This window comes from Clostridium sp. D5 (assembly GCF_000190355.1).
Classification (GTDB): Bacteria; Bacillota; Clostridia; order Lachnospirales; family Lachnospiraceae; genus Faecalicatena; species Faecalicatena fissicatena_A.
Genome location: NZ_GL870809.1, coordinates 870740 through 892432, shown reverse-complemented (window position 1 = coordinate 892432; position 21693 = coordinate 870740). Strand labels below are relative to the sequence as shown.

Sequence of the window (21693 nt, the reverse complement as noted above, 5' to 3'; positions counted from 1 at the left end):
AGAATCAGACCATCTGTACTGCAAGCCGCTCTTCAGTAAATGTATCTCTTGAGAATTCTCCCGACACCTTGCCCCGTCTGAAGCAGTATACCCTGTCGCTCATTCCGATCAGCTCCGGGAGCTCATCAGAAATCAGTAAAATCCCTTTTCCCTGATTCTTTAAATCTTCCAGTATTTTATAAATCTCGTATTTAGCGCCTACATCTACTCCTCTTGTAGGAGAGTTTACAATCAGGAACTCGGATTCATTAACCACCCACTTGGAGATTGCCACTTTCTGTCTGTTTCCCCCGCTCAGGTCAGATACCGGTGTCGCCTCTGAAGGAGTCTTGATCAGGAACTTCTTAATTGACTCAACTGCAATTTCTTTTTCCTTTTTGTGGTTTATGACTGCATGCTTGCTGACGTTCTTCATATTGCCCGCAGAAATATTCATTGTGGAATCATAAATCAGGAACAGTCCTTCCTTATCCCGGTCTTTTGGTATATATCCAATACCGATTCGCATCGCTTCCAGCGGTGAATGTACCTTGACAGGCTTTCCTTTAAAATAAATCTCTCCCCGTTCGGTCTGGTCATATCCGAACAATGCTTTTCCAAAACTCTCCGAACCGCATCCTCCGATTCCGGCGATACCGACGACTTCTCCTGCATGGATCTGGATATTAATGTCTTCAAATTCTCCCGCCCTTGTCAATCCTTTTGTCTCCAGAAGCACGTCACCGATGGAGCTGTTGTCCTCGCTTCTGTAAATTGCATCCGATACATCACGGCCTACCATGTTCTGGATAATCAGATCCGGTGAAACCGACTCGTTCACTTCCATTTTAGTGATCAGCTTTCCATCCCTCAGTATGCTGACTCTGTCGCAGAGGTCATACACCTCTTCTATAAAGTGCGATATGTAGATAATTGCACATCCATTATCCCGCTGCTCCCGAAGCAGCTGATACAGATTTTCCACAGAACTTTTGGAGATAGCCGCCGATGTCTCGTCTACAAGCAGTACTTTTGGATTCGTCGAAAGTGCCCGCGCAATCTCTACCTGTTTTGTCTCCTCAAAGCCCAGATCTGACAGCAGATCCGTCGGTTTGATATGGTCATATTTAAATCTGTGCAGGATCTCTTCTGCCGCTGCATACTGTTTTTTCCAGTCGATCAGTCCGGCTTTGTTCGTAAACCTCTTGTCCTGCCCCAGAAATATATTCTCAGCAACAGTCAGGTTGTTGGCAAAGTTCGGCTGCTGCATGATAATCGCCAGCCCTGCCGATTCCGCGTCATGGACGTTTTTGGGGTTATAGGGTTCCCCGAAAAGTTCCATCTCACCGTCCGTCTTGTCATAAATACCCATCAGGATCTGAAATGTTGTAGACTTACCAGCACCGTTCTCCCCGACCAGACCGTGAATCTCGCCCTCTTTGATCTCAATCGTGTCATCGTCGCCCCAGTCCAGCGCCTTTGTTCCCGGGAAATACTTTTTAATACCGCGCAGGACAACCGCATTTCTTTTTTCTGCCAATGTTTTTCCTCCTTCCAGTTTAAAACGCTCCTCCCCCGGCACCGTGCCGGAGGAGTAAATATTAGCTGTTACTCAAGTGTCAGGTTGAAGTTATATTCTACATCCGGGTTTTCTGCCCTGCTGGCACCTGCCCAGTCATAAGACTGCTCTTTATCAAGGAACTGCTCTTTAAATTCGCCTACGTTTGTCTGGTCAACACGCAGCAGACTCATCTGAACCTTCTCTTCGCCGTTATATTCCACGCCTTTTGCAGCATCGTATGCCACAACTGCGCCAAATCCGGCTTCCATATAGTGGCCTCCGGTTGAGAACCAGAGTTCTTTCGCTTCCATGGACTCTACAGAATTGCTGAGCAGGTCCATGCCGCCGACTTTAATCTTTTCCAGCTTTCCTTCTTCTTTTACTACGTTTACTGTGGCAAGGGCCATGGAATCATTAAAGCACCATACTCCGTCTACCTCGGAATGTGCCTGATATAAGTTGCGGAACGCCTTGTCTCCGTCATCCCATGTATCTCCCGCATATTCATACTGTAAAAGCTCCACATCCGGATTCTCCTTCAATGCCTTGTCAAGACCTGCTTTCCTGCCTTCTCCTACGGAAGTTCCCTGTACGCCTCCCACACCAAGAAGCTTTTTACATCCGGAATCTATGAGTGACATCGCGATGTCATATCCTGCCTGCTCATCATCCGGTCCGATAAAGCATACATAATCTTCTCCAGCCTTCAGATCATCTCCCGGCCACCGGTCTATAATAACAACCGGAATGTCTGCCGCTTTGCATGCCGCGGTAATTCCTGCGCATACCGATGCATCCTGCGGTGCCAGAACAAGAGCATTGATTCCGGAAGAAATCATACTGTCAACATCGGAAATCTGTTCGGCCTGGTCATAATCACAGTCGTCGGCAATCAGCTTAAATCCCAGTGCTTCGGCGGCCTGCTTTGCGGAGTTCAGAGCATTGGAACCCCAGAATTCATTATTGGAACCCGGGAAAGAATAGCCGATCGTTATCTCTGCATCGGCATTACCGCCGCCTTTGTCCGCACTTCCTGAATCAGACGCCTTTTCACATCCCGCGAGTCCAAACACCATACAACCTGCCAATACCATTGTTAAAACTTTTTTCATATTCATCATCCTGTTTCCTCCTCCATGTCTCTTGAATATTGGATCTTTTTCTCCGCTGCCCGGCGGTATTGATATGATTCTTCTGTTATCCAGAATACATTCCTTCCGAACCCGATATCCCCGCCATAAGTTCTCGATAAAGTTATCGTTAAAGTAAGTTTGGTAAAAAAATATAACGTTTACTTTAACGTTAACTCCTTATCTGATTAAAATTTTACGCGCAAACCCATAAAAAGTCAATTGTCATTTTTCCACAAATAGGGGAATATAAATTTATCTATTTCTCCCAATTGCCAAATGTGCAGAAGTGTGAAATCTCCACCTGTAAATCGGGAAATATACTCAACAACGACGCGGCTGCTGTGTTTGATAATAAATCTGAAGTGGTTCCAGTTTTATTATCATTTCCGCCGTACTTCTGCTCCTGTCCTATCCCGCAGATTAATTGCCGCTGTCCCTGGCCGCAATCACATCCTTGGCCTCGCTAAGCGAACGGACAACACACAGCGTCATCTCCCGGTATTCTTCTTCCGGTTCCTTCATATCCGGAACACAGATCACATCAATCCCTGCCCGAAATGCTGCCAGTACCCCCATCTCAGAATCCTCAACCACATAGGTTTCTTCCGGCTCTACGGCAAGCTTTCTGCACCCTTTCAGAAAGATATCGGGGTTGGGCTTTCCCTGGGCCACTTCATTTCCGCAGATAATGTCATTGAAATATTCTTCTATTCCGGCGTATTTCAAGATCTGCTCTACCCGGTCCCGGTCGCTGGATGTGGCAACCATCGTCCTGTAGCCGTGTTCCTTCGTATACTTCAGAAGATTCATCAGCCCCGGCTTGACCGGGACGCCTTTTGTGGAAAACTGCAGATCCATATTGTGATGCACACTTTGGATAATCTCCTCCATCGGAAATGAATCACCAAAATGTTCCTGCATCATCTTCCGCACTGCGGCCATCGGGTGCCCCAGCATCTGCATATAAAAATCCAGCGTCATCTCATACCCTCTGAGGCGGCACTCTCTCTGATATCCTTCCCATGTCACTCTTTCACTGTCAATCATCAGCCCGTCCATGTCAAAAATCACTGCTTTTTTCTTAATCATACTACGTCTCCTTCAACCATCTCATCCGGCATCTGCAATGCGAACAATCCTCTGGCTTATTCTAGTACATTGCTTTTTTTCGATGTACTATATGCCAGAGGATTATATTGCGAACCAAGTTTTCCTGATGAGCCTGGTATATTATTATTTTACTTTCCAACCTTTTCCTGGTATTCTTTGATCAGCTGCTGGCCCAGCGCTCCGCCCGGATGGCTCAGGGCAAAGTTCTCCCGTTTGAAGTCCTTGATCTCTGATACTACCGTTGCAAGTGCATCTCCCGCTGCCAGTGCTGCCGTTGAGCTGGATGTAGGCGCGAGTCCCATATGGTCTACTTCCTGTCCTGCATTGACCAGGATTGCGATATCTGTCTGCTGTGCCAGAGGTGACTGTTTGTCTTTTGTGATAGAAACAGTCTTTGCGCCTATGATCTTCAGAGGCGGAAGCATGTTTAATATTTCCTGTGATTTTCCGCTGTTGGATATCATAATCACAACATCATCTTTCGTAATCATTCCCATGTCCCCGTGCAGTGATTCGCAGCTGTGCACGAAATATGCGGGTACTCCAAGGCTTGCAAAAGATGCCGCTATTTTCTTACCGATATGTCCTGTTTTTCCTAGTCCTGTAAGGATCACCCTCCCTTTGCATTCCAGAATTGCTTTGATCGTCTCTGCATAAGCCTCATCCACTTCATCAGAAACTACTTTCAAAGCCTCTGACTCCGCCAATATTTTTTCTTTTGCCTTATTCATAAGTTCCGCATCTGTATAACTTTTCATTGCATATTCCTCCTCTTTCAATCATCAGACAACGTTACTGTTTACAGGCAGGCCTGTAAACGGTAACCAGACAACAACTTCACAGCTTCCTGTTCTTTATTCTCCTGTTGCAATACGTTTCTGTACCTTTTCCTTAGCCGGCATACGTCCGAATGTACATCCGCCTGATCTCTGAATGACCAGAGATGCAGTTGCATTTCCGTTCAATGCGGCCTTGTACATATCCTGTTCTTTTACGTAAGATGCCATAAATCCCGCGCCAAATGAGTCTCCGGCGCCTGTAAAGTCAAGGCTTCCGTCTTCCACTTCGCTCTTAGCCACAAACGGTTCGATATAAACGATCTTTTTACTGCCTTCCTTGAACAGTACCCCCTTGCCGCCAAGTGTTACAACCACATTCCTGGCGCCTGAATCTACCAGGTATTTTACAGCCTCTTCCGCTGTTCTTCCCGGTATAATGGACTGCAGATCCTCTTCGCTCGCCTTAATAATCGTACTGTTTTTACACAGGGTGTCTATTACCATTCTTCCATAAGCCTCTTCTACGGAATGGCGGATATCACTTGTGGCGCCGCCGTAACCTCCCAGGTCAACAAATACTGTTTTGTTTCTCTCGTGAAGCTTTTTCACAAGATCCAGCTCTACTTCATAATTCATCGGACAGATTTTAAAATAGTCTGCATTCAGATAATCTTCATGAATGTCTTCAAAAACGATATTCGGAGCCGCCTTCTGATACTCTACGTATTTGGTGCCGTCTTCTCTGTATACAAGCAGATTCGTAGTCGTATACTCATAAGGCAGAATGCCCCTTCTGTCCAGAACATCTATCTCTGAAATAATGCCTTCCATGTCATTGCCATAATATGTGACGATTCCCACATTTCTTCCCTGTGCAGCCATAACAAGGCTTGAATATGCCGCCGGGCTTCCCAGGACAGGACCGATGGTTCTGTTTGGGAACTGTATGGTTTCTTTTATAATTGTACCAATTACAACGATATCTAATTTATTTTCCATTTTTCATCCCTGCCTATCTGTAAGTTTAGTTTAATTACCAGCAATAAAGTCTTCGAGCATAGCACGGCACTGGTCATCCGGATGCTGTACCGGCGGGTGCTTCATGAAGTAGGAACTTGGCTCTTCGATTGCGCCTGCAAGTCCTCTGTCTTTTGCCAGCATGCAGCATCTGACAGCGTCAACGCTGATTCCGCCTGAGTTCGGGCTATCGATAACGTCCAGTTTCAGGTTCAGATTGACAGGAGCTCCACCGAACTTCTGGCCTTCGATACAGATAATAGCGGTCTTCTGGTCATCCTGGTTGTCAACAAAAGCAAATCCAGGAGCAATCGGAACATCATGTTTCAGGATACTCGCAATGGCGTCATGTTTTGTCACATGCTTTGTCTCGCCGCGCATAACCAGGTTGATAAAATCTGTATTACCAGCATAGTTGAGCTGATAGGACTTTGTAATCTTAATTCCTCTGTCCTCGAACAGTTTTGCAAGCGCTCTGTGGACAATCGTTGCTCCCAGCTGGCTCTTCCAGTCATCCCCGATCACCGGGATTCCCGCTTTCTTACATTTATCAGAGATTTCCGGTGTGCTGGCGATCAGCTCAGGAATTCCGTTAACAACGCCGCATCCGGCTTCACATGCAGCATCCACATAAAATCTTGCCGCATCATGTGATCCCGTAGGAAGGTTGATGAGAATCACATCAACTTTATAATCTTTCAGTGCTTTTACTACGTCTACCGGCTCCTGTGAGTCATCGATTGTAAAATAGTCTTTGCCATAGTAGTGCTGCAGATGATCCGGTGCCCCGTCCAGAACCGGTCCTTTTAACACAGGTGCCCCAAGGTTCGGAACATCACAAATCTTATATGTACAGTTTGGTTTCTCCAGAATTGCTTCACTGACATCCTTGCCAACCTTCTTGGAATCAATGTCAAATCCCACAACAACCTCGATGTCAGAAGGAACATATCCCCCCAGGTTATAATGCATAAGTCCCCCGGCCTCTTCTGCAATCTCCGGTGTCTTATAAAACTCGATTCCCTGAACAAGAGAGCATGCACAGTTCCCTACTCCCACAAGTGCCAGTCTGATTTTTTTCTCTGCCATAGTTTTTTCCTCCTAAAATGTTGTAATAAATTACAGTTACCGATAAAGTTAACGTTAAAGTTTTTGAGCAAAAAATATAACGTTTACTTTAACGTTAACTTCTTATCTGATTCAAATTTTAACCGCAAAGATAACAAAAGTCAATAGTCACATTTTCACAAATACGGCTGATGATATTTATTACTTTCTGCTAAATGAGGGGCGCCAGGCGGACTGTAAGCCGCAGACCTTCCTGCCTGTAAGGGCGGTTTAAAATCCTGGTCGCTTGACGAAGAAGTTCTAATAGAGCCAGGGGCGCCCAGAAGGGCACATCCGACATGCAGCCAGAAAGCCTGATGCTTTCTGGCCTTAGGCCGGAATGAAAATTGATTTGGAAAATCAATTTTCATCCCTTCTGGGCGCCCCTGGCTCTATAAGAACTTCTAATCGTCCGCTTTAAGGAGTTTTAAACCGCCCTTACAGGCAGGAAGGTCTGTGGCTTACAGTCCGCCTGGCTGGGTTCATCCAGTCGGTAGGTAAGTACTAATTCCCCGGCTGGGGGCTCAGACCGGGGCTGCGGATGGATATTCACTATGCGTAGCTCTCATCTTTCTGTAGGTATTAATTATTTTTATTGCTGGGCCTATGATATTTGTTTTAGGCTAAAAAATGGAGGCCTCACAGGAAGCTTACGAATCACCTCTCCCCAGATCACCACTCCCGCACAGCCATTCCCATCCGCTGCCCCGGTCCAGGATCCCCCGGTGCACGCGCTCTTACCTTCCGGCCTGATGAACCTAGCTTACCGAGAGCCGGGACGTGCTGTGGAAAGCACCTGTCCTGTTTGAAATGCATCAAAGCGAGCCTATCAGCAGTTAGAGGAAATCCGCAAAATCAGCCGGAGAAAAGTTGCTTCCGAAGCAACTTTTCAGAACGCCTGAGCCGCCTAATCATCAGATTAGGCGGTGAATGCGTTCGGTTCCGGCTGATTTTGCGGATTTCCTCTTACTGCTGGTTGGCGCAGCGGCCTGCATATCAAACAGGACAGGTGCTTTCCACAGCACGTCCCGGCTCTCGGCAAGCGTCCCCCCATCATCCGCCCCCGAGACTAAAGCTCGTGAGCTAAATCCTTCCTTATGAGGTTTCTCTGAGTATGAGTTCTGGTTTCATGACCACATGTTTCTGCTCTTCTGGTTCTGTTTCTTCTGCCTCGTCATCCTCTTGCTTTGCCCTCGCCTCCATCAGTTCAATCAAAAGCCTGGCGCTTTCAATCCCCATTCTTAGCTTGGGCGATCCGATGGTTGTCAGGCGCGGCTTTACGAAGGACAGTATTCCGATATCGTCATTGCCGCTGAGCGCTATATCATGGGGCAGGTTGAATCCCCGCTCCTGGATTGCACAGATTGCTCCTATTGCGATGTAGTCGCTGTAGCACATGACTGACAGGGGGGGCTTATTGCGCTCCAGTATCCGCTTCATACTTTCATATCCGTCTGCCTGATCCGTGCAGCCGGATACTACCAGGTTCGGCTCGTACGGCATCCCACAGTCTTCCAGCGCCTGTTTGTATCCCTCCAGCCTGTTCTGGGCGGACGATACACTGGGCAGAAAATTCAGGAAGAAGATCTTTTCATTGCCGTAACTGCAGAGATGCTTTGCCGTCATATATGCTGCCTGATAATCGTCCAGCACAACATAGGTGTCCTCATCCTTCTCCAGGTAACGGTTGACGAGAACATAGGGGATATCATACTTCTGAAGAAGCTCACAGCTCTTTTTATTTCCCGCGGCAGGAGTCAGGATCACTCCGGCTACGTTCAGACCTCTGAGCTCATCTACAAGCTGGATCTCTTTGTCCACATCTTCATGGCTGTTCATCACGACACAGTGGTAACCGTGGGCCGACAGCGTCTCCTCTATACCACGGATGACTCTGGCATAAAATGGATTGGCATTATCGCTGATGACTATGCCGACCATGTTGGTCCTCTGCTGGCGGAAGCTCCGGGCCACCTGATTCGGTACATAATTCACTTCTTTGGCATAATCCAGGATCTCTTTCCTCCTTTTTGCCGATATATCCGGATGGCCGTTCAGAGCCTTTGAGACTGTCGTTATGCTTACACCAAGTCCCTCTGCCAGATCCTTCAGTCTTGTTACTTTTTTCATATTATAATTTTCCCTCCATTCGAAGCTTGACCATTCTGTCGACCGGCATTCTGTTCTCCACACATCCTCCGTTCTCCTCCAGAATCAGCGAAGCCATACTGTTTGCATACTCAACTGCATAAACGATATCATCTGGTTTTTCATCCAGAGCCGCCATCAAACCTGCTGAGAAAGCATCTCCCGCTCCCGTCAGATTCTTTTCCTTTCCTTCCATTGTAGCATAACTTCCGGAGAACTGCACTTTTCCTCCTGCCGCCTGGAAAGCCGCTCCCCGCGCGCCCATCGTAACTACTGCATATTTCGGACCTCTCGAAGTCAGATACTCCAGGCACTCTTCTATGCTCTGGTCCGGCATCAGATAATGCAGGTCATCCTGACTGGCTTTTATTATAAATGCACTTTCACATAAATCATCCACCAGCTTTCTGCCCCGGTATGTTCCTATCGGGAAATGGTTATATGATGTAGTACCACCGTACCCGCCGAGATCTACGATAATACGCTTTCCGGCTGCATTCAGCTTTCTGCATATCTCAATATCCACCTCGTAATCCATGGGACAGATAAAAAATGTCGTGGCTTCCAGATAAGTCTCCGGAATCACATCATAACTGATCACCGGAGCCACTTTAAAATACTCAACCCTGTTTTTCTCTTCTTCCTGATAGATCAAATGGTTCTCTGTTGTATATAAGTAAGGGATGCATCCGGTCGTATCCACCATACGCAGCTCCCTTTCGATCACATTCTGCATCTCTTCCCCACAGTACGTCACAATACCTGTACTCTTGCCGGCCTTTGCCAGCGCCAGACTCGTATATGCACAGGGGCTTCCCAGAACCGGCCCTACTATCTTATCCGTCAGAAAAATGGTCTCTTTTACAATATTTCCTATGGCAACAATATCTACTTTTTCATTCTTCACTAAAATTCCCCTCCATCCAGCCTGCCAATACTTAAACTGCAGTCTTAGCGGCATAACTTTTTTCTAAACACATTATAACACATATCTACTGAAAAAATAAGTAACATTTAAGTTATCATTAAAGTTATCGTGTTTTCTTAGTTTTTAGTATAGCTTACTATTTAAACATTGTCCAACATTTTATACTCAAAATAATCATTTTTTATATGTCTTAACCCGTTTTTTTGTTCTCAATACCACTTTTTAATAATTTTGACTAAATTTATTCCGTCTTTTTGTGAATATATACCAATTGACTTTTTCATTTTTTGGATTTAGAATGGGGTCATGAAGCAAAGCAAATGATACAGTTAACGTTAACTATCATTTAGTTTATCTTTTCACATTTTCATACAGGGGACATCATATATATTTTTTTGTCCGTTTACTTAAACGTTAACTTTATCATTTGCTTTAGCATCAAATACATAATAATCCAAATTATCTCAGGAGGAAAAAACTATGGCAGAGAAAAAAATCAGATTGGCACTTGTGGGAGTAGGTAACTGTGCATGCTCTCTCGTTCAGGGAATCGAGTTCTATAAGACACCGGAGATTGCAGAAGAAGTCGGCGGACTTATGCATTATAACCTGGGAGGGTATGTTCCTTCCGATATCGAAGTTGTTGTAGGATTTGATATTGATTCCAAGAAGGTTGGCAAAGATGTCAGCGAGGCAATTCTGGAATGGCCAAACTGTACATACAAGATCTGTGACGTTCCGAACCTCGGAGCACCTGTATTAAAAGGACCTGTCCTGGACGGAGCACCGGATCATCTGCAGCACTACTACGGCAAAGATTACTTTACAATTGATGACTCACAGGAGCCGGTAGACGTAGTAAAAGCGCTCAAAGATTACAAAGTTGATGTCATCCTCATCAACCTTCCTACAGGATCACACGATGCGGCAAGATTTTATGTAGATGCTGCATGTGAAGCTGGATGCGGCGTTGTTAACGGAATTCCTGAGCTGATCGCCAGCACACCGGCAATCGCTGACAAATGCAAAAAAGCAGGCATCCCGGTAATCGGAGATGACTGGAAGAGCCAGTTAGGTGCAACCATCGTCCACAGAGCACTTGCAAAACTGTTCGAAGACAGGGGAATCAAGATCACAAAATCTTATCAGCTCAACTATGCTGGAAATACAGACTTTATCAACCTGGTTATGCGCGGTGAGACAAAGCATGTTACAAAGCATGACGCCATCGCAAGTATCTTGAAACATGACGTGCCGATCGCTCCTGGATTTGCTTTTGTTGACAACCAGGGTGACCAGAAGACCGCAATCATCTGCATCGAAGGCCAGAAATTCGGCGGTGCTCCTGTAAACCTGAACCTGAAGCTGGATGTTATCGACAGCCCGAACTCAGGCGGAATCAGCGTTGACGCTGTAAGATGCTGCATGCTCGCAAAAGACAGAGGACTTGCAGGCGCAATCGAAGAACCAAGCTCCTACTTCATGAAACACCCACCGGTACAGCATCCTGACGATCAGTGCCGCGCTATGCTGGAAGACTATATCGCTGGTAAATAAGCCTATTGACTCCTTCACTTTATAATTCCCGCAGCAGGCCGGATGGGTTTGCGTCCCCATCCGGCAGCTGCCGCGGGAAACAAATATCAGGCAGACTGCTGCCCTGTATTTGACTGAAATATGCTGCGAAATTGCAAGATTGTACCTTCCGCAATTTTGCAGCATTTTCTAACTAAAAAACGAAAACCGGGAGGTAACTCATGATAAAATTAGCACCTTCAATTCTTTCCGCTGATTTTGCAGAACTCAGGAAAGAGATCACCATTTTGCATCTCTCTCCCGCCGATTATATACATATCGACGTCATGGATGGCATGTTTGTCCCCAACATTTCAATCGGCCTGCCCGTCATCCAGTCCATACGCAGATATACCGACAAACCGTTTGATGTACATTTGATGATTGAGGAGCCTTACCGTTATATAAACGACTTTGTAAGGGCCGGCGCAGACATCATCACAGTACATGCAGAGGCCTGCCGCCATCTTCACCGCACCATCCAGGCGATTAAGAACCAGGGGATAAAAGCCGGGGTCGTTCTGAATCCCGCCACACCGCTCTCTTCTATAGAATATGTACTGGAAGATGTGGATATGGTGCTTCTTATGACTGTAAATCCAGGATTCGGCGGAGCATCATTTATTCCAAATGTACTTCCGAAGATCACACGGCTCCGTGAGATGATTGACGAGATGGAGCTTACCGTGGATATTGAAGTCGACGGGGGGATCAAACTGGAGAATGTCAAAGATGTCATCAAAGCCGGCGCAAACGTAATTGTGGCAGGCTCCTCAGTATTCAGCGAGGATACATCTGTGAATATTGAGAATTTCTATAAAAAATTTGAGGAGGCAACTAATGAATAAACAAAAACTGCAGCAAATAGCGAACGAAGTGCGCAAGGGAATCGTCACTTCCGTTCACAGTGCAAAAGCAGGCCATCCGGGCGGATCCCTTTCTGCCGCAGACCTGTTTACCTATTTATATTTTGAGGAAATGAACATCGATCCCGAAAATCCAAAGGATCCGAACCGTGACCGTTTTGTCCTCTCCAAGGGGCACACAGCTCCGGGCCTGTACGCTGCACTTGCGCACAGAGGATATTTTCCGGTAAGCACACTCACTACACTCCGCCAGATCGGCTCCATACTGCAGGGACATCCGGATATGAAACACATCCCCGGCGTTGATATGTCCAGCGGTTCTCTGGGACAGGGGGTATCCGCAGCCGTGGGGATGGCACTTGCTGCAAAATTAAGCAGGGATTCCTACCGTACTTATGCACTCCTGGGGGACGGTGAGATTCAGGAAGGCCAGGTATGGGAAGCTGCCATGCTTGCCGGACATCACAAACTGGATAATCTTGTTGTCATCGTAGACAATAACGGACTTCAGATCGACGGCGCAATCGACGATGTATGCTCTCCTTATCCGATCGATAAGAAGTTCGAGGCATTTAATTTCCATGTCATCAACGTAGCCGACGGCAATGACTTTGACCAGCTGAAAGCCGCTTTCGACGAGGCAAAGAATACAAAGGGCATGCCCACTGCAATCGTAATGAAGACGGTAAAAGGAAAAGGAGTTTCCTTTATGGAAAATCAGGCTTCCTGGCATGGAACCGCACCAAACGACGAGCAGTACGCAGTTGCTATGGAAGAATTAGAAAAGGCAGGTGAAGCATTATGTCAGAAGTAAAGAGAATTGCTACCCGTGAAAGTTATGGAAACGCTCTTGTTGAACTGGGCAAAGAACATGAAGAACTCGTAGTGCTGGATGCCGACCTTGCCGCTGCAACCAAAACCGGCGTTTTTAAGAAAGCATTCCCTGAAAGATTTATCGACTGCGGCATTGCGGAGGGTAATATGATCGGCGTAGCCGCAGGCCTGGCTGCCGCAGGAAAAGTCCCATTTGCAAGCTCTTTTGCAATGTTCGCGGCAGGACGTGCTTTTGAACAGGTAAGAAACTCCGTTGGATACCCGCACCTGAATGTAAAAATCGGTGCCACACATGCAGGTATTTCCGTAGGTGAAGATGGTGCTACACATCAGTGTAATGAAGATATCGCGCTTATGCGTGCGATCCCGGGCATGGTTGTCATCAATCCGGCAGATGATGTGGAAGCACGTGCCGCAGTAAAAGCAGCTTATGAATACGATGGCCCCGTGTATCTCCGCTTTGGACGTCTGGCAGTGCCTGTAATCAATGATACGCCTGACTACAAATTTGAACTTGGAAAAGGAATCACACTGAAAGACGGAAAAGATATCACCATCATTGCTACCGGACTGTGTGTATCTGCAGCCCTCGAAGCCGCAGAGAGACTGGCAGCTGAAGGTGTTCAGGCCAGAGTCATCAATATCCACACCATCAAGCCGCTGGATGAGGAACTCGTCATAAAAGCCGCAAAAGAGACCGGAAAGATTGTAACTGTAGAAGAACATTCTGTTATCGGAGGACTTGGAAGTGCCGTATGCGACTGCCTGAGCGAAAACTATCCGGCTAAAGTACTGAAGATCGGCACAAACGATGTGTTTGGGGAATCCGGACCTGCTGTAAAACTGCTTGCTAAGTACGGGCTTGACGCGGATGGGATTTATACAAAGGTAAAAAGTTTTCTTTAAAAACAAACAACAAAACAAATTGCACTAAGCCGCAAACTAAGGCAGTTTGAGATGCGTATGTTTTTCGAGAGGAATGTTGCCTGTCAGGGATGAATAACGGGATTTCCAGGATCTTTAATGAGGCCTGGCTATCCGATAACAAAAAAGTGATGCCTTGCTTCATATCAAGAGCATCACTTTTTAATTATCAATAAACCATTTACTGCGTTCATCAATCCTGATTCTCTAAAACCGGCCAGTGGTTTCACACAATCGGATTATGAGGCGCTTCGCCCCTGAACACTCTCAGGACTGACTCTGCTGTCATAACCGATGTTTCCTCACAGTTGTCATATGTCTCAGCCGCTATATGCGGTCCTGCAATATAATTATCGAATCCAAAGAGAGGATTCTGCAGATCCACCGGTTCGCTTTCGAATACATCGGTTCCAAGGCCTCCGATTTTACCGTTTTTTAATGCTTCTGCAGCGGCTTTTTCATCCACTATGCTGCCCCTTGCTGTATTTACTATGAGCACGCCGTCTTTCATTTTATTAATGCTGTCTTCACATATCAAATGGTATGTCTCATCTGTGGCAGGCAGGTGAAGGGACAGAATATCTGATTCCGCCAGTACTCTGTCCAGAGTCGTAATTTCTACTCCGAGTTTTCTGGCTGCATCTTCGTTCGGGTACTTGTCGAAAGCTATCATTTTGGGATGAAAACCGGTAAGTTTTTCCGCGGTATTCCTGGCGATTGCTCCGAATCCCAGGAACCCCACTGTCCGGCTCTTCATTTCGTGGAACATGGGGCGGGTCCATTCTCCTTTTCGAACGGACTTATTCAGTTCGGGCACCCGTCTGAGAAGCGCCAGCATCAGGGCCACAGTCTGCTCTGCTACTGCAGTGGAATTAATCCCCGGACAATTGCATACCACGATTCCATGCCTTTTTGCTGCTTCCAGATCAAAATTATCCACGCCGACTCCAAATCTGGCTAATACCTTCATACGCGGCGCAAGCTGAAATATTTCTTCATCCCATGTGTCAATTCCCGCAATAACTCCATCTATATCCCCAACAATCTCTTTCAGCTCCTCAGGAGTATACGGTCTGCCATGGGGATTTTCTATAATTTCACAGCCTGCTTCTTCCAGGATTCTTTTTCCAGGCTGACAGTATTTTGAATAGTTGGTCGCCGTTACCAGTACTTTCATCTCTGTTCTCCCCCCATTATGTTCTGTCTGATATCGTCCGTCAGGCGCATTAACTGTTCTATCTCAGATTTTGCCGTTGCATTCAGAAGTGACGCATCTTTTGTTCTTGTATGTATTGAATGAAAGTTTCCAAGCAGTTTCTGGCAGTACTTTGCATTTACCGGATAGACCTGACGTTCAATCAGTGAGGCGATTGTAAGAAAATCAGCGGTTTTTCTGGCTTTCTCAGGGCTGTTTTCATAATTGCTGCAGAGCCATGCGTACAAATCCATATGGAAATTGGCCATTACACCGCTGAAACCGCTCGCCCCCATCTGCAGCGTTTCCAGCAGTGTAGAAGAGTTGGCATTGAAGAGTTTTAGGCTGCTGCCCTTCACGGCTTCCAGTTTCTCTCTGATGATTTCCTCATCACAGCTTGTGTCTTTGATAAAATAGAATCTGCCGCTGTTGGCACACCACTTCAGCAATTCGGGCGAGATAATCCGCTTATAGGGATACGGGCATTCGTAGAATCCAAGCGCTGTATCTTCCGGTAATTCTGCCAGCAGCTTTTTCAGATTTTCAAGCCAAACCTCATCACTCTCCCCCTCTGCCGCCAGACGGTTTGTCAGCAGAATCACCGCATCCACTCCGGTTCCTGCGATCTGGTTGAGTTCTGCTGCCTGCTCCTCTATGGAATCTGATATATGGCCGGATGCTACCACGGGTACCCTGCCGGCTGCCTTTTCCTTGACAAACCGCGCAATCTCCACGCGCTCCTCCAGTGACAGGAAAAACATCTCGCTGGACTGGCAGTCAGCGAAAAGGCCTGCCGCTCCGCTTGTAATATACCATTCCACCAGTTTTCCCAGTGATTCATAATCTACCTCGTTCTCGTCTGTAAATGGAGTCAGCATCACCGGATACACTCCATCAGGAAATTTCTTGTTCATCTTTTATTCCTCCTCTTCTTTTTCCAGCCAGTACAGCGGAGCCGTCAAAATCCCCATCTCTTCCAGCCGGTATTCATATGTCCATTTATTTCCACGGGTCCGCCACAGGTTCGGGCCATACCATGTTTCAGTCCGGTCCGCATTGTGCACCGGGCCAAATGCATTGGCGCGGTTTCCGAAGATCCGGATGCGGATCTTATGTCTGCCCGCACTGACTCTTCCCAGGTTCATCCGGTAAGGTGCGTATATCAGGTTTCCTTTTTTCTCTTCATCTACTTCAATCTGCAGAAGTGCACCGCGGTATCTGGAAATCTCTGTCCAAAGCTGCCCCTCTTCTGTAACCACGGACGTCTCATATACAAGATTTCCTGCATAAAAAGGCAGTCCCTGTGCCGCATAATTCCCATAATATATTTCTTTTGGATATGCTGTCAGAAGTTTTTTTCTTCCGCGCACCTGTACGCCAAACCTTCCGAGCAGCCAGCACCATTCCACATTCGTTTTCTCTCCAAAAGGAATATGCAGTTCCAGAAGATTTTCTCCCGGCTCTATACATCCCAGATAAATTTTACGGATACTCTGATCCACGTACCAGCCCCTGTCTTCCTTGCCGGACAGCCGACCATTTAAATAGATCTGTATTTTCTCCGGCCGCTCCAGTGCCAGATAAACATCTTCAACCTGTATCTCTGCGTCTATATGGAACCGCAGTTTTAGTCTGTGCCCTTCCTTTGATTTTTCCTGATTCACCCATGGCTGTGCCAGAGCCTCCATTCGAAGCGGATAGCCTAACACCTCCCGGAAACGGTTATCCACCCGGAGCAGTTCCTCCTCCGGCTGCCATTCCCCATCGTCAAAAGCATACTCTGCCAGATCAAGAAGACAGCAGTTTTCTTCTTCCAGAATAAAGCGATCCGGTTCCGGAAGCAGTTTTTTCTTCTCCTCCGGACAGATACCGCATTTCTCTCTCAGGACTATAGGTGACGCTTCGCGCTCCGCCACAGTACTTCTGCCCGGCACCAGCCTGTAGAGAAGACTGTCATGAGCGGAAACATATGCCGTTATAATGGTTTTTCCGTTTTCATATCTGGCTGCTTCTGCTGTGATCTTCCCGGTTAAAGTATCATACAAGCTGGGACAATACTCTCCTTTTATCTCAATTGTCAGTTTCTCAGTATAAGTGATATCCTCATTCGCGGGTTTATTCACATGGCACAAAAACAGCCATTCTGCACCATTATCCATACGCAGCTGGTAAAACATATTTTTCGTCCGCAGCTGGTTTTCCCGGTGCTTCATTCTGGAGGGGTCAGACCCCTCTGAGCATTCTGTAAACAAATTAATGTCGCGGCAGGGCTCCAGAGCATTCAAAAGGCTTTCCCTCTCGAAAGGAATCACCCCGCAGTTCTCTGCCAGTTTTTGAACATCACGGTTTTCTCTGCCGTCAAGGCAGGAGGGGGTTTTGCCCAGAAATAAGATTCTTCCGCCCTGAGACTGATATTCCTGCAGTCTTTTATACGTATGCTCACGGAGTGTTATACAGCCGGGTACAACGACTACTTCGTATGCCCCCTCACCGATCAGGAATTGTGCCGTATGCAGTTCCCCGCCCTGCAACTTTTCTCCATGTCCTTCCATATCAGGTGTTTGTCCATACAGATCTGTGGATTCATCTGCGGAATCAGAATCAGGCCTGTCCAAATCTTCCAGCATGGACTCCGATATAAAATCAAAATCGATCAGCCCGTAAAGCAGCCAGGCTATAAGTTCTTCAAATTCTGTATCCAGTGTCTCCCGGATATCCGCATTGTGAGCCTGGCAGCCCCAGTACATCCAGTAGGATTCGATCGGGTGTATCACCCCGACTCTTACCTTTGCCTTCCCTCTGGTCATTGCGGTGTTTACTCTTGCAAAATGATCCTCCACCGCATGGTATTCTCTGTACCATGGCGACTGATAACCGATACTCGCCGGGTAATCCCGCTTTGCCTCCCCCTCCATGGAGACCCAGGTCAGATGGGGAACCCTCACCGTCACTCCCAGCGCGGCCTGCCAGTCTCCGGCCAGCTTATGGTTCCGAAAATCAAAGGTCCATCCGGTCACCCCGTAGATCTCGCTCATCACACCCTCCCGCCCCATCTGGCGGGCAACGCTCTGAGCCTGCTTGGCCGTGGACAGCTCTCTTCTGTCGCAAAGCATATCGATCCCCGGTATACCGAAATTCATCATGGGGCGCATGGCCTCCCCTACTGCCATTGTCTGTGAATGCAGGGTCCATTCATTCATCATATGGCCGGTCAGTGCAATTCCATGTTCTCTGCACCATGCGCCCACATGATCTCCGAAAGCTTCCGAAAACCGTTCACACAAATGTCGGTGGTAGAGATACCTGACCTGGGAGTAACAATTTCCTTTTTTCTCCCAGATCAATTCCGGCAGCCCCTCCAATACAGAGATTCCATATGTTTCTGTAAAGGACTCCTCGAAATCATCCGTAAAAGGCAGGATGACCGCCTTCTTCTGAAATGGCTCCTCAAGCCTTTCTTTATGTGCTATCTGCGGCTCATCCGTAAAAATTGCCGGTATCACCGTTCCGAAATCCTCCTTGAACCGCCGGTAGTATTCTTCATGGGTGACCTCTATAAATCGGTCGATGGCTGACTTATCCAGCGTATTTACGTAGGACTGATTATTAAACCAGGGCGTATTTCCGGAGATCTCCAGCCAGGCACACCAGATCTTTGCACCGTCCTCGGGCAAGGCATCCGGAGCTGGAGCCGCCGCACATTCATAGGATTCCAGTTTTCCTTCGGAATCCAGGGTGATCCGATAGTATCCAAGCAGCGTCCTGCTGCCGCTCCTGACCGCCTTCGCTGCCGCCATATATCCTTCCTGCTGCTCTTCCTGCAGTTGATATGGCTCAAAAACCAGAAAACGCATACGGTACTTTTCGTCCTTTGTAACGATTCCTCCTGCCGTCCCGGAGGGCCAGCGGTCCTCATCATACAGCCAGCACAGCAGCCCTTCCTGTTTCATCCTGTCTTTGCAGGCGGATACGGCATCAAAAAATTCTTCCCCCAGGTAGGGTGTATCCAGCCCCACTCTGCAGTGAATATGTGCCCCTCCCATACCCATTTCCTCAAACTGGCTGATCTGGGAAATGAGAAATTCCTTGTCCAGCCTGCAGTTCCATGCCCAGAAAGGGGCCCCCCGGTACTCTGCGGACGGATTTTGAAATAATTCCGGATCTAATATATCTTCCTCTGATTTCTTATAAAGCATCTCTATACCTCGTTAATTTTAGAAAGGAGGATGTCTCAAAAACTTCTGGGACATCCTCCTGCTTCATCGTAAAATAAGTATTTGGCCGGGCGCTGTTCCCGTTTCATTATGTTTGTCTCATACTGCGCCTGTTCCGGCCCTTTATTTCACCTGCTCAAACTTCTACTGCATTGCCTTTGTAACCGCCTGCGCATCTGTATCTCCCGCAATTACTTCCTGGAATTTGGCAGTCAGTTCATCGCTGACACCACTTGGCCATGCGTTGTTCAGATTGTAAATTGTGGACAGTCCATCGTATCTGGCCATATATTCCTGAATCATCTCGCGCTCATCTGAAAGGCTCTTGTGTACCGGAATGTTGTCATTGGATTCTGACCATGCCTCAAACAGCGGGGTGCCTTCTGTAAACCAGTAGCTCATAACTGCCTTTATTGCATCCTCATGCCCCTCATTTGCACCCGCAAAGATTCCTTCCGCCGGAGTCAGGTTGTATACAAGCTCTTCGTCCTTCTCATTAGACGGAAGCATGAAAATTCCTCTTTCAAACTCGGTAGCGCCGTCTGCCATCAGTGCCTCCCAGCCAAAGCTTCCGTCAAATGTCATTGCTGCCTTGCCGTCAATGAATGCCTGTCTTGCCTGATCGTGGGATAATCCCAGTGTATCTTCCATTACATATCCGTTGTCATACAGATACTGATATTTCTCGATTGTTTCTTTCCATCCATCATCCGTAAACTTCGTCTCACCCGTATAGAGCTGGTCATCAAAATCAGGATTGTCATTGTAAATGCAGGATGCGCCCATCATGTATGTGCCGAACTGGATCACATAAGCATCCTTATCCCCCATAACAATCGGGGTAATGCCTTTCTCTTTTAAAGCGTCACAACATGCTATGAATTCATCCCAGTTCATCGGAACTTCTGATATCCCTGCTTCCTTAAAAAGCTCCTGATTATACCAGGTTGTCAGGAAACTGGACCCCAGAGGAACCGCATAATTCTTGTCGTCAAATGTAAAGGATTCGACCATATCTTCCCGGAAATCGCCGATACACTCCAGATCGCTCAGATCCAGGCAGTACCCCGCCTCCACCAGAGGTTCCGCCTGCTTGTCCGGCCACCATTCAAACATATCCGGGCCCTCGCCGCTTGCAAACTTCATCTGGATTGTAGATTTGTAGTTATCGCTCGGAAGCTCCTCCACTTCAATTTCAATGTTCGGGAACTGCTCATTGATCAGCTCCGGCAGTGTCTCATTATAAAACTCATTTTCTCCGCCTGTGATGAACATAAAGTTCAGGGTCACGTCATCCCCGTCATATGTAAACGCCGGATCCGTGCCGGAGGATGTCTGTTCTGTCTTTTCGGTCTCTTTTTTATCCCCCGCATCGTCTTTCTTTTCATTTCCAGAACAGCCTGTTAAAAGAGCCGTTCCTACCATACTCAGTACTAATAAACAACTGACTAACTTTTTCCTCATTCTATTTCTCCCTTTCATCTAATATTCAGTTATCTGCAGTAACTTTTGTTAAGTTTATCCTAGCACGGGGCCGGTAACTTTTTTGATGAATCTGAGTAACTTTTTACTCCCCATCCGGCAATATGCCAAATACTTCGCAGGCAGTCCCGCAGAATATGTCCTCCTCCCAGCCAGGATGCCTCTCCACAATGGTCCGGTACTTGGCAAGCTCTGTCGGTATCTGCAGAGGAGAATCCGATGAAAACATCACTTTCTTCCCGTCCAGCGCGCGAAGCGCCTCGTAGGTTTCCCCGATTCCGCAGCCGCTTGGTTCCAGATACACCTGCTCATATTCCTGCGCCAGATGTATGGCCTGGGCTGCATAAAAACCACTGCCCAGATGTGCAATCACCATCTTTACATCCGGGTACAAGGCCGCGGCTTTTCTGAGTTTTTCCGGGTCGGCAAATGGAATCCCGTACCCGGTATGCACCATGACAGGAACCCCAAGCTTCCTGGCCGTCTCAAACACAAACAGCCCATCTTCAGACTCCGGATTCACCGCATGGCTGACGGGCGTAAGCTTCAGACCGATAAATCCCAGCTCCCGTATACAGCGCCCGGCTTCTTCTGCATATTCCTCATGCCTGAAATGTGGATTAATCGAAGCCATGCCCCAGTAATTCCTGTTATTCCGGCAGAATTCGTATATCCTGTCATGGTACTGTCTTGTAATTTCCATATAAGGCCTGCCAATAAACGGCTGCACAATGCCGCCTGTGATCCCATATTTCCGGTTATTGACAAGCAGGTCTTCCTCCGTGTGTGCGCAGTCAAATATTACATCATCCCCCAGATGAGAGTGTGCATCCAGTATCAT

General features: G+C 47.3%; 17 protein-coding genes. 4 read left to right on the top strand and 13 right to left on the bottom strand.

Features of this window, described 5'->3' with window-relative positions:
• Positions 1-4: 4 nt before the first annotated feature.
• The 8 genes from HMPREF0240_RS03855 to HMPREF0240_RS03820 form a co-directional block, all read right to left on the bottom strand.
• Positions 5-1519: a sugar ABC transporter ATP-binding protein gene (locus HMPREF0240_RS03855; protein ID WP_148486280.1), complete on the bottom strand. Its 1515-nt coding sequence runs from the start codon at positions 1517-1519 to the stop codon at positions 5-7.
• Positions 1520-1587: 68 nt separating this feature from the next.
• Positions 1588-2661, bottom strand: a complete 1074-nt coding sequence (locus HMPREF0240_RS03850) for a substrate-binding domain-containing protein (RefSeq protein WP_009002135.1) — start codon at positions 2659-2661, stop codon at positions 1588-1590.
• A 432-nt stretch (positions 2662-3093) separates the two neighbouring features.
• Complete coding sequence (locus HMPREF0240_RS03845; RefSeq protein ID WP_009002134.1) at positions 3094-3762, bottom strand: HAD family phosphatase; 669 nt, start codon at positions 3760-3762, stop codon at positions 3094-3096.
• Between the two features lie 149 nt (positions 3763-3911).
• Positions 3912-4541 (bottom strand): SIS domain-containing protein, encoded by a 630-nt coding sequence (locus HMPREF0240_RS03840; RefSeq protein ID WP_035312338.1) that lies wholly within the window; start codon positions 4539-4541, stop codon positions 3912-3914.
• 96 nt (positions 4542-4637) lie between these two features.
• Complete coding sequence (locus HMPREF0240_RS03835) at positions 4638-5561, bottom strand: carbohydrate kinase family protein (RefSeq protein WP_009002133.1); 924 nt, start codon at positions 5559-5561, stop codon at positions 4638-4640.
• A gap of 30 nt (positions 5562-5591) precedes the next feature.
• Complete coding sequence (locus HMPREF0240_RS03830; RefSeq protein WP_009002132.1) at positions 5592-6668, bottom strand: inositol-3-phosphate synthase; 1077 nt, start codon at positions 6666-6668, stop codon at positions 5592-5594.
• Positions 6669-7781: 1113 nt separating this feature from the next.
• Positions 7782-8816 (bottom strand): LacI family DNA-binding transcriptional regulator, encoded by a 1035-nt coding sequence (locus HMPREF0240_RS03825; protein WP_009002131.1) that lies wholly within the window; start codon positions 8814-8816, stop codon positions 7782-7784.
• A gap of 1 nt (position 8817) precedes the next feature.
• Positions 8818-9741 carry a carbohydrate kinase family protein gene (locus HMPREF0240_RS03820; RefSeq protein WP_009002130.1) on the bottom strand — a complete coding sequence of 308 codons (924 nt, stop codon included), beginning with the start codon at positions 9739-9741 and terminating at the stop codon, positions 8818-8820.
• A gap of 501 nt (positions 9742-10242) precedes the next feature.
• Between HMPREF0240_RS03820 and HMPREF0240_RS03815 the strand changes: the two genes are divergently transcribed.
• From HMPREF0240_RS03815 to HMPREF0240_RS03800, 4 genes are all read left to right on the top strand, one after another.
• Positions 10243-11319, top strand: a complete 1077-nt coding sequence (locus tag HMPREF0240_RS03815; protein ID WP_009002129.1) for an inositol-3-phosphate synthase — start codon at positions 10243-10245, stop codon at positions 11317-11319.
• Positions 11320-11519: 200 nt separating this feature from the next.
• On the top strand, positions 11520-12185 hold the full coding sequence (gene rpe / locus HMPREF0240_RS03810; protein WP_009002128.1) for a ribulose-phosphate 3-epimerase: 666 nt from the start codon (positions 11520-11522) through the stop codon (positions 12183-12185).
• Positions 12178-13017: a transketolase gene (locus HMPREF0240_RS03805; RefSeq protein WP_009002127.1), complete on the top strand. Its 840-nt coding sequence runs from the start codon at positions 12178-12180 to the stop codon at positions 13015-13017. Before rpe ends, HMPREF0240_RS03805 begins: the two co-directional genes overlap by 8 nt.
• The gene (locus HMPREF0240_RS03800; RefSeq protein ID WP_009002126.1) at positions 13005-13943 is read left to right on the top strand and encodes a transketolase family protein; all 939 of its coding nucleotides are present in this window, start codon (positions 13005-13007) and stop codon (positions 13941-13943) included. Before HMPREF0240_RS03805 ends, HMPREF0240_RS03800 begins: the two co-directional genes overlap by 13 nt.
• Before the next feature lie 244 nt (positions 13944-14187).
• Here the strand turns inward: HMPREF0240_RS03800 and HMPREF0240_RS03795 are convergent, their stop codons facing one another.
• The 5 genes from HMPREF0240_RS03795 to HMPREF0240_RS03775 form a co-directional block, all read right to left on the bottom strand.
• Positions 14188-15138, bottom strand: a complete 951-nt coding sequence (locus tag HMPREF0240_RS03795; protein ID WP_009002125.1) for a phosphoglycerate dehydrogenase — start codon at positions 15136-15138, stop codon at positions 14188-14190.
• The gene (locus HMPREF0240_RS03790) at positions 15135-16070 is read right to left on the bottom strand and encodes a dihydrodipicolinate synthase family protein (RefSeq protein WP_009002124.1); all 936 of its coding nucleotides are present in this window, start codon (positions 16068-16070) and stop codon (positions 15135-15137) included. The genes HMPREF0240_RS03795 and HMPREF0240_RS03790 overlap by 4 nt, the downstream gene beginning before the upstream one ends.
• Positions 16071-16073: 3 nt before the next feature.
• The gene (locus HMPREF0240_RS03785) at positions 16074-19352 is read right to left on the bottom strand and encodes a hypothetical protein (RefSeq protein WP_009002123.1); all 3279 of its coding nucleotides are present in this window, start codon (positions 19350-19352) and stop codon (positions 16074-16076) included.
• A 162-nt stretch (positions 19353-19514) separates the two neighbouring features.
• On the bottom strand, positions 19515-20834 hold the full coding sequence (locus tag HMPREF0240_RS03780; RefSeq protein ID WP_035312337.1) for an extracellular solute-binding protein: 1320 nt from the start codon (positions 20832-20834) through the stop codon (positions 19515-19517).
• Between the two features lie 103 nt (positions 20835-20937).
• Positions 20938-21693 carry an amidohydrolase family protein gene (locus HMPREF0240_RS03775; protein ID WP_009002121.1) on the bottom strand — a complete coding sequence of 252 codons (756 nt, stop codon included), beginning with the start codon at positions 21691-21693 and terminating at the stop codon, positions 20938-20940.

Excerpts from the sequence above, each read along its gene's own strand:
- HMPREF0240_RS03825 (WP_009002131.1), bottom strand. The coding sequence starts at position 8,816 with ATGAAAAAAGTAACAAGACTGAAGGATCTGGCAGAGGGACTTGGTGTA.
- HMPREF0240_RS03845 (WP_009002134.1), bottom strand. The coding sequence starts at position 3,762 with ATGATTAAGAAAAAAGCAGTGATTTTTGACATGGACGGGCTGATGATT.
- rpe (WP_009002128.1), top strand. The coding sequence starts at position 11,520 with ATGATAAAATTAGCACCTTCAATTCTTTCCGCTGATTTTGCAGAACTC.
- HMPREF0240_RS03850 (WP_009002135.1), bottom strand. The coding sequence starts at position 2,661 with ATGATGAATATGAAAAAAGTTTTAACAATGGTATTGGCAGGTTGTATG.
- HMPREF0240_RS03780 (WP_035312337.1), bottom strand. The coding sequence starts at position 20,834 with ATGAGGAAAAAGTTAGTCAGTTGTTTATTAGTACTGAGTATGGTAGGA.
- HMPREF0240_RS03795 (WP_009002125.1), bottom strand. The coding sequence starts at position 15,138 with ATGAAAGTACTGGTAACGGCGACCAACTATTCAAAATACTGTCAGCCT.
- HMPREF0240_RS03775 (WP_009002121.1), bottom strand. The coding sequence starts at position 21,693 with ATGATACTGGATGCACACTCTCATCTGGGGGATGATGTAATATTTGAC.
- HMPREF0240_RS03835 (WP_009002133.1), bottom strand. The coding sequence starts at position 5,561 with ATGGAAAATAAATTAGATATCGTTGTAATTGGTACAATTATAAAAGAA.
- HMPREF0240_RS03840 (WP_035312338.1), bottom strand. The coding sequence starts at position 4,541 with ATGAAAAGTTATACAGATGCGGAACTTATGAATAAGGCAAAAGAAAAA.
- HMPREF0240_RS03800 (WP_009002126.1), top strand. The coding sequence starts at position 13,005 with ATGTCAGAAGTAAAGAGAATTGCTACCCGTGAAAGTTATGGAAACGCT.
- HMPREF0240_RS03790 (WP_009002124.1), bottom strand. The coding sequence starts at position 16,070 with ATGAACAAGAAATTTCCTGATGGAGTGTATCCGGTGATGCTGACTCCA.
- HMPREF0240_RS03830 (WP_009002132.1), bottom strand. The coding sequence starts at position 6,668 with ATGGCAGAGAAAAAAATCAGACTGGCACTTGTGGGAGTAGGGAACTGT.
- HMPREF0240_RS03815 (WP_009002129.1), top strand. The coding sequence starts at position 10,243 with ATGGCAGAGAAAAAAATCAGATTGGCACTTGTGGGAGTAGGTAACTGT.
- HMPREF0240_RS03805 (WP_009002127.1), top strand. The coding sequence starts at position 12,178 with ATGAATAAACAAAAACTGCAGCAAATAGCGAACGAAGTGCGCAAGGGA.
- HMPREF0240_RS03785 (WP_009002123.1), bottom strand. The coding sequence starts at position 19,352 with ATGCTTTATAAGAAATCAGAGGAAGATATATTAGATCCGGAATTATTT.